7 protein-coding genes and 1 pseudogene are annotated in these 6,979 nt (G+C 56.6%); 2 read left to right on the plus strand and 6 right to left on the minus strand.

The features are described 5' to 3' along the window. From soxZ to PHD44_RS11975, 3 genes are all read right to left on the minus strand, one after another. The coding region (soxZ, locus tag PHD44_RS11965) for a thiosulfate oxidation carrier complex protein SoxZ (protein WP_300192037.1) at positions 1 to 302 on the minus strand (302 nt) is incomplete at its 3' end. Between the two features lie 57 nt (positions 303 to 359). Further along, entirely contained in the window at positions 360 to 830 is a 471-nt protein-coding gene (gene soxY / locus PHD44_RS11970; protein WP_300192039.1) for a thiosulfate oxidation carrier protein SoxY, read from the minus strand. Between the two features lie 13 nt (positions 831 to 843). Beyond that, on the minus strand, positions 844 to 1,134 hold the full coding sequence (locus PHD44_RS11975; RefSeq protein WP_300192041.1) for a hypothetical protein: 291 nt from the start codon (positions 1,132 to 1,134) through the stop codon (positions 844 to 846). Here PHD44_RS11975 and PHD44_RS11980 point away from each other — a divergent pair. Beyond that, positions 1,125 to 2,204 carry a putative zinc-binding metallopeptidase gene (locus PHD44_RS11980; RefSeq protein ID WP_300192042.1) on the plus strand — a complete coding sequence of 360 codons (1,080 nt, stop codon included), beginning with the start codon at positions 1,125 to 1,127 and terminating at the stop codon, positions 2,202 to 2,204. The genes PHD44_RS11975 and PHD44_RS11980 overlap by 10 nt on opposite strands. A gap of 15 nt (positions 2,205 to 2,219) precedes the next feature. Here the strand turns inward: PHD44_RS11980 and PHD44_RS11985 are convergent, their stop codons facing one another. Together PHD44_RS11985 and PHD44_RS11990 are read right to left on the minus strand one after the other, a co-directional pair. Next, positions 2,220 to 3,599: a sigma-54 dependent transcriptional regulator gene (locus PHD44_RS11985; protein ID WP_300192044.1), complete on the minus strand. Its 1,380-nt coding sequence runs from the start codon at positions 3,597 to 3,599 to the stop codon at positions 2,220 to 2,222. Positions 3,600 to 3,654: 55 nt separating this feature from the next. Then, entirely contained in the window at positions 3,655 to 5,604 is a 1,950-nt protein-coding gene (locus PHD44_RS11990) for an ATP-binding protein (protein ID WP_300192046.1), read from the minus strand. A 26-nt stretch (positions 5,605 to 5,630) separates the two neighbouring features. Here PHD44_RS11990 and bioF point away from each other — a divergent pair, with 26 nt between their 5' ends. Beyond that, on the plus strand, positions 5,631 to 6,851 hold the full coding sequence (bioF, locus tag PHD44_RS11995; RefSeq protein WP_300192048.1) for an 8-amino-7-oxononanoate synthase: 1,221 nt from the start codon (positions 5,631 to 5,633) through the stop codon (positions 6,849 to 6,851). Between the two features lie 23 nt (positions 6,852 to 6,874). On the opposite strand, the pseudogene PHD44_RS12000 reads toward bioF, so the two are convergent. Then, positions 6,875 to 6,979: pseudogene (locus tag PHD44_RS12000) on the minus strand (IS110 family transposase); the annotation flags it as partial.

Genomic DNA, 6,979 nt, shown 5'->3' on the forward strand with positions numbered 1-6,979 from the left:
GCAGTTTGTGTTGCAGTGTCGCTTTTGCCCAGGTTGGTCGTGTAGGCGATTGTTACTTTGTCGCCTTTCTTGCCTGGAACTTTGAAGTTGATGTAGGGGTTCTTGGAAACCGCTACAGACAGGTTGCCTTCAACCGCAGGCTTGTCGTTCACAGAAACGGTCAAGGTTTGGATAAAGTTGGCAGGAATCAGTTTGCCTGTTGCCTTGTCTTTCATCCGACCGGATTCCATGACCTGTTCGATCAGGCTTTTGATATCCAGAACGTCACCGGCGGCGCTAATACGCATTTTAATTGTTGACATGGTTTGTAACCTCGTTATTTCGTCAATTAAGTAAAGTAAATTCAGGGTGTGGGCGAATTAACCGCCGCAACCGCCGATGGTTACTTTAACTTGCTTCTCAGCCATGTACAGCTTGCCGCCGGCATGGGCCACGCCGATCACGTTGTCGGTTTTGCCCATACGGATACGGGTAGAAGCGAATGGCTGGGCACCGTCAAACTTGAAGTTGGCGACCAGAGGGGTCGGGTTGCCTTTGACCAGAATCGCGATGTTGTCGGTACCGGCAACAGCAGATTCGATGGTGACAGGAACAACCGCACCGTTTTCAGCGATATCAGGCGCCTTGACGGTAACGTCTTTAGACTCTGTCGGGCCGGAAACACCGAACAGATCGTTCAGGGACTCGTCAAAGCCTTTGGTGCTGTACGCTTTCTCTGGCCAAGCAGCGGCCAAAACAGCGCGGGGGGTCAATAGGCCGGCGCCAACGGCCAGGCCAACTGCACTGGCAGCCATGCTGCCTTTCAAAAATACACGACGATTAGATTGCATGGATCTGAACTCCTCATTGTTGTGTGGAATACCACGATAACAGTAATGCACGTGCCGTGCCAATTTTTAAGTTATTGATATTATATGTATTTGCCAGATTTTTTTCTGGATTGCAAATTGCAAAGTGCAATGTGTTGTTGCCATTTTGCGTTGAAAGGTGTTCGATGTGGCTGGACGAAAATCCCAATCCGGCGAGGGCGGTGACCAACTGGTCACGCGGCGAGAGATGCGTCATGCTGTCCAAATACGAGAACGGCAGCAGGCACCAAAGGGCGTCAATCAAGGAGTCGGGATATGAAGACATTTGAATGCAGCAACTGCGGCCAGATCACCTTTTTTGAAAATGTGGTGTGTGAACACTGCGGCATGCCGCTCGGTTATGTCCCCGAGATACGCGCCATGGTTGAATTCCAGCCAGGTTCCGATCTGTTCTGGTCGCCTGTCAACAGCACTCTGGTTGAACGTTATCGCCCCTGCAACAACTATGTATCCCAGCACATCTGCAACTGGATGGTGGCCGAATCAGATCAAAATGCCTGGTGCCGAAGTTGTCGCTTCACCGAGATGATTCCCGCGCTGTCCATACCTGAAAATCTACATCGCTGGTTCTTGCTGGAAGCGGCCAAGCGGCGATTGATTTATTCATTGATGCAGATCGGATTACCGATACCCGATCGAGATAGGGATCCCGCGCGCGGGCTGCGTTTCAACTTTCTGGCCGATTCCCCACAGGAGCGGGTGCTGACCGGGCATCAGGACGGGGTGATCACATTGAATATCGATGAGGCGGATGACGCCACGCGCGAGCTCAAGCGTACACGGATGCAGGAGCCATATCGTACGTTACTGGGGCATTTGCGCCATGAAGTCGGCCATTTCTACTGGCAGCACCTGATCTGTGAAAGCCGTTGGCTTGAAGGGTTCAGGGCATTGTTCGGTGACGAGCGACAGGATTACCAGCAATCGCTGGATCATTACTACGCTACCCGGTCATCTTCCGACTGGACAGGGGCATTCATCAGCGAGTATGCCAGCGCGCATCCCTGGGAGGATTGGGCCGAAACCTGGGCGCATTATCTGCATATCGTCGATGCGCTTGATACCGCGGCCAACTGGCGTGCCCGGATTGGCAGTGCCCAGCCGAGTTCACCGTTTCCTGAGGCATCAGCGCCGATGACCATCGAGGCGTTCGAGGCTGCCCTGATGCGCGATTGGATGCCGTTTACCCTGTTTCTAAACAGCATGAATCGCAGCCTCGGCCAAAAGGACAGTTACCCCTTCGTGAATCCTGAAGCGGTAATTCGCAAGCTCTGTTTTATCCACCAAGTCGTTCTGGCTGCCCGTGTAGCATCGCCTGAAGCCCGTGGGTATTGACGATCTTTTTCCTTTTCACACAGGAAAATCGTCTGAGGCCGATTGCTCGTAACTCTGCATTTTTCGCCAGAGGGTGGACTTGTTGATGCCGAGCGTCTGCGCGGTTTTTTCACGATTGCCATCGTATTCCTTGAGCAGCTTTTCGATATAACGCCGCTCAAGTACATCCAGTGTCGGATGATCGGCATCGATGGCCTCCGCACCGCCGGATGATTGGGGGCGAATCAGTGCCGATGCCCAGGGCGGTGTTGCCTCGGCTTCCTGATCCAAGCGGATTTCTGCCTCGCTCGATAGCGCGACGGCGCGCTCGATCATGTTTTTCAGCTCGCGGATGTTGCCCGGCCATGTGTACTCGAGAATGCGCGCCATGCAGTCGGCATTGAAGCGTTCGGCAGGACGGTTATAACGGGCCGCGAAGTGGCGGATAAAGTGATTGACGAGGATCGGAATGTCTTCCTTGCGTTCGCGCAGCGGCGGGATGCGCAGGCGGACAACGTGCAGACGGTGATACAGATCATGCCGGAAGCTGCCCTCGGCAACCATCTGTGCAAGGTCGCGGTTGCTGGCGACGATGAAACGGACGTCGATCTTGATGGGTGTGACTCCGCCAACGCGCGTGATTTGCTGTTCCTGGATCACGCGCAGCAGTTTGACCTGCATGGCGTCTGAGATATTGCCGATTTCATCCAGAAATACCGTTCCGCCGCTGGCAACTTCAAGCAGACCGGGTTTGGTGCTGGAAGCGCCGGTATAAGCGCCTTTTTCGTGACCGAACAGTTCGTTTTCGAGCAGGCTGTCGGTCAGTGCGCCGCAATCGATGACGATATAGGGTTTGTCGGCAAAATCGGAGCGATCATGAATGGCACGCGCGGCGAGTTCCTTGCCACTGCCGGATTCCCCTTCGATCATCACATTGATGCGCACGTCGTGGATTTTGTCGATGACGCGATAGACGCCGGCAATGGCGGGCGAGTTGCCAAGCATGGATCGTTCGGCTTCAGAGAAGTCGTGCGTATGCGGGTCGGGGTCCCGTCGCAGCAGGCGATGGGTGAGCTGGACCAGTTCTTCGGGATCGTAGGGCTTCTTGATGAAGTCATTCGCGCCCAGACGGAGTGCGTCAATGGCATTGTCGAGCGTCGAGTATCCCGTGATCAGCACGAACGGCACTTCGGTATCGCGTTGCCGCAGCCAAGCAAGGAATTCCAGGCCGCTCATGCCCGGCATCTTGAGGTCCGAAATGATCAGATCGGCCGTGTTGTTTTCCAGCCAGGACTGGGCCGCATCAACAGATTGGAAACCCTGCACCTGCAGGCCTTCGGTCTGGGCATAGCGGCTGAACAGTTCACTGGCGCGGGGGTCGTCATCAATAAAGGCAATCAGCGGTAATTTGGTCATGGTATTTATTTAATATGAGAGGGTGGCTCGTTGGTATTTTTTGCGTCAAAAGTGGTTAATTACCTACGCGCGGGCTGGATTTTTCGCGCGGCAGGCTCATGAAGGCGCGCACGCCGCTGCGATCCTGGCGGTTCTCGATCTTCAGTGTACCGCCATGATATTGCACGATACCAAGACTGATGGATAAACCCAGCCCCGTGCCCTTGTCGACGGATTTAGTCGTGAAGAAGGGATCGAACACTTTATCCAGCGCTTCCGGCTCGATGCCCTTGCCATTGTCGAGCACTTCGATCTCGAAGGAATCGGGCTTGCAGCGGGCGGTAATGGTGATTTCACCCATTGGTGGCGAAGCGTGTATGGCATTGCGTACCAGGTTGAGCACGACCTGTCCGATCTGGTTCGGATCGAAGCTCGCCACACAATCCTGATCGTCCAGTAACAAGTTGAGAAAAACATCGGCTTCCATGGCTTCGGGTTGCAGTCGGTCAATCAGATCGAGCAGCCACTGGGTGATCGGTGTGGGCTGGTGATCGGGCGGAAGCTGGCGAGCGAAGTTCATCACGCCCCGCACGATATGACCGACCCGCAAGGCCTCGGCACGCAAATCTTCGAGATCGGCGCGTAATTCAGCTTTGTCGGGCGGTAACTGGCGCTCCAGCAGGCGGGTCAGCGTGAGTATGTTGTTCAGTGGGTTGTTGATCTCATGGCCGATGCCGGCCGCCATTTCACCAATGGACGCGAGTTTGGCCTGTTGCAGCATTTGGCGTTCGGCCGTTTGCCGTTTACGGGCTTCCTCGGTGAGATGTTCGGTCAGGTAGCGGAATGACTGCTGAAGCTGGCGAACTTCCGTGGTGCGCGAATCGACCGGTATGATCTCGTGCGGGTTGCCATCGGCAAAATGCTTGAGACTGAGCCCGAGTCGGGCAATCGGGCGGGAGAAGTAACGGGCGCCCAAACCAGCCAGCAACAGGCTGATGCCCAATGCGAGCAGCGTGAAACCCCAAAGGCTATGGTGGATATCCTGAAAGGGAGCGGATGTGACGTCTGCTGGCGTCTTCAGCATGACGAACCACGACACCAGACTGTACGGATAGGGGTGGTATTCCTGAAAATAGGTTCGGGTCTTGCCATCCTGTGACAGATAAACGCCATTGGAGAGTGCCACGGCCTTCTGCCAGAAGAGACCGTGGTCGATCGTCTGCGCGTATTGTGGATTGGTGTTCGGATTGGATTCTTCCGGTGTCACAAACAACCGGCCGGTCTGGTCGTTGTACAGAACCAGGCCATCGCGTTGCGGATTGCCGGGATCGTGTTCGATCACCATCACATGGCTCTTGCGCGGCTTGGGTGAAAGCGACAATATCTGGTCGAGGTATTCACCATAGGTGTTGAGAACCACATAACCTGCGCGGTTATTGCCGAAGTTCCTCAGTGGATACACGCCGTATAACATGCTCGGGAATTGCCCGGGGGCGACATCCCAGAGCGAGGGCGGCAACATGATGAAACTCACATCGTCCATGGGCAGCGACTTGAGCTGATTCAGAAACGCCGGGTCTTCAAGTTCTTCTTCGACATAGTTGACCTGACTCAAGCTCTGGAACATGGGCGGCGCGGCCCGACCCAGCGTGGTTTTTACAACCGTATTGCCCGCCGCATCGAGAATGCGGATGCTGCCGAGACCGGGGACCGTGCGCTGCAACCCGGCCAGAAACGAGTTGGCGCGAATTCGGTCTGAAGTCAGATCGGGGTGGCGTATGCCCTCGGCGGAAGCAACCAGGGCATTGAGCATGGTTTGAATGGGTTGCGAGTGGGCAATACCGCGCAACACCTCGCGCTCATATCGCAGGCGGTTGTTGATTTCCCCCGTGAGCGACTGGATATTGTCGCCGATCTCACGGTTGACCTCTGACTGGAACCGATGTTCGCTGAACGCGGTGACACCCCAAACCAGCGCCAGCACCGGCAGCAGCGTGGCGCCGAAGGTCCAGAGGAAAATGTTCACGGGAAGGCGCATGATGAACCGATGGATTGCCGTATTTAGTTTTGAGGATTGAAATTATCACAACACGCGATTGGACACAGTGGCTTGATACGCGGCGCGCCGAAGGGCTGGAGCGGCGTTTGCGGGTCGGACAGTCCCCTCAGGGCGTCAGCATGCGGGTAGACGGGCGCGAACTCCTGACTTTTTGCAGCAACGACTATCTTGGTCTGGCCAATCACCCCGACATCGTGGCCGCCTTGCAGATGGGGGCGGCACGCTGGGGCGTGGGCTCCGGGGCGGCGCATCTGGTCAACGGTCATTTCGAACCCCACGATGCACTGGAGTTCGCATTGGCCGAGTGGTTGCGCGTCGACCGCAGCTTGCTGTTTTCCACCGGATACATGGCGAATCTGGCCGTGGTGGGCGGTTTGGTCGGGCGTGGCGACACCGTGGTCGCCGACAAATTGAATCACGCTTCGCTGGTCGACGCAGCACAACTTTCCGGCGCGACCTTGCGGCGCTATCGCCACGGCGACATGGCCGATGCCCGACGCCAATTGATGCGGGCGACCGGTACGCGAATGCTTCTGACCGATGGTGTATTCAGCATGGATGGCGATGTGGCGCCGTTGGCCGATTTGATGGCACTGGCGGAAGAATTCGATGCCTGGCTCGTGGTGGATGACGCCCACGGCTTTGGCGTGTGGGGCGAGGAGGGGCGGGGTTCGCTGTCTGAACTCGGGTTGATCGACGCGGGCGTGCCCGAATACCTCGTTCAGGTCGGCACGCTCGGCAAGGCGTTCGGCACGGCGGGTGCGTTTGTGGCCGGTGCGTCGCAGCCTGTCGAAGTGCTGTTGCAACGCGCGCGCAGCTACCTGTTCACCACCGCGCAGCCGCCTGCTTTGGCTGTGGCAACGTTGGCGAGTTTGTCTATTGTTAAATCCGCGACTGACTTGCGGGCGAGCTGGCGCGCGCGCGTGGCGGAATTCAAGCGGGGTCTGCCACCGGGCATTGAGTTGATGCCATCGCAAACGCCCATCCAGCCGGTACTGGTCGGCGACAGCACTCAGGCCGTTGCCTGGTCGACCCGGTTGGCGGATGCCGGATTATGGGTGCCGGCGATTCGCCCACCGACCGTGCCCCAGGGCGCGTCCCGGCTGCGTGTCACGATCAGTGCAGCGCATACCCCGGCACATGTCGAGCACCTGACCAACGCATTGACGGGTCTAGGATTTACGCAAAACCCGGATTTTCCCCCTCCCCCTTGATGGGGTAGCAACCGTGTCTCAAGTCAAGCCATTTTCGGGTTCCAAGGGGTGTTGTTTTTCAACATGGAATTCATGATGGTCAAAAGCTTTCTCATACAAGCGACGATGACGACTTTAGGCGGTTTGCC

The sequence above is a fragment of the Halothiobacillus sp. genome (assembly GCF_028710545.1).
Classification (GTDB): Bacteria; Pseudomonadota; Gammaproteobacteria; order Halothiobacillales; family Halothiobacillaceae; genus Halothiobacillus.

Excerpts from the sequence above, each read along its gene's own strand:
- soxY (WP_300192039.1), bottom strand. The coding sequence starts at position 830 with ATGCAATCTAATCGTCGTGTATTTTTGAAAGGCAGCATGGCTGCCAGT.
- PHD44_RS11980 (WP_300192042.1), top strand. The coding sequence starts at position 1,125 with ATGAAGACATTTGAATGCAGCAACTGCGGCCAGATCACCTTTTTTGAA.
- PHD44_RS11985 (WP_300192044.1), bottom strand. The coding sequence starts at position 3,599 with ATGACCAAATTACCGCTGATTGCCTTTATTGATGACGACCCCCGCGCC.
- PHD44_RS11975 (WP_300192041.1), bottom strand. The coding sequence starts at position 1,134 with ATGTCTTCATATCCCGACTCCTTGATTGACGCCCTTTGGTGCCTGCTG.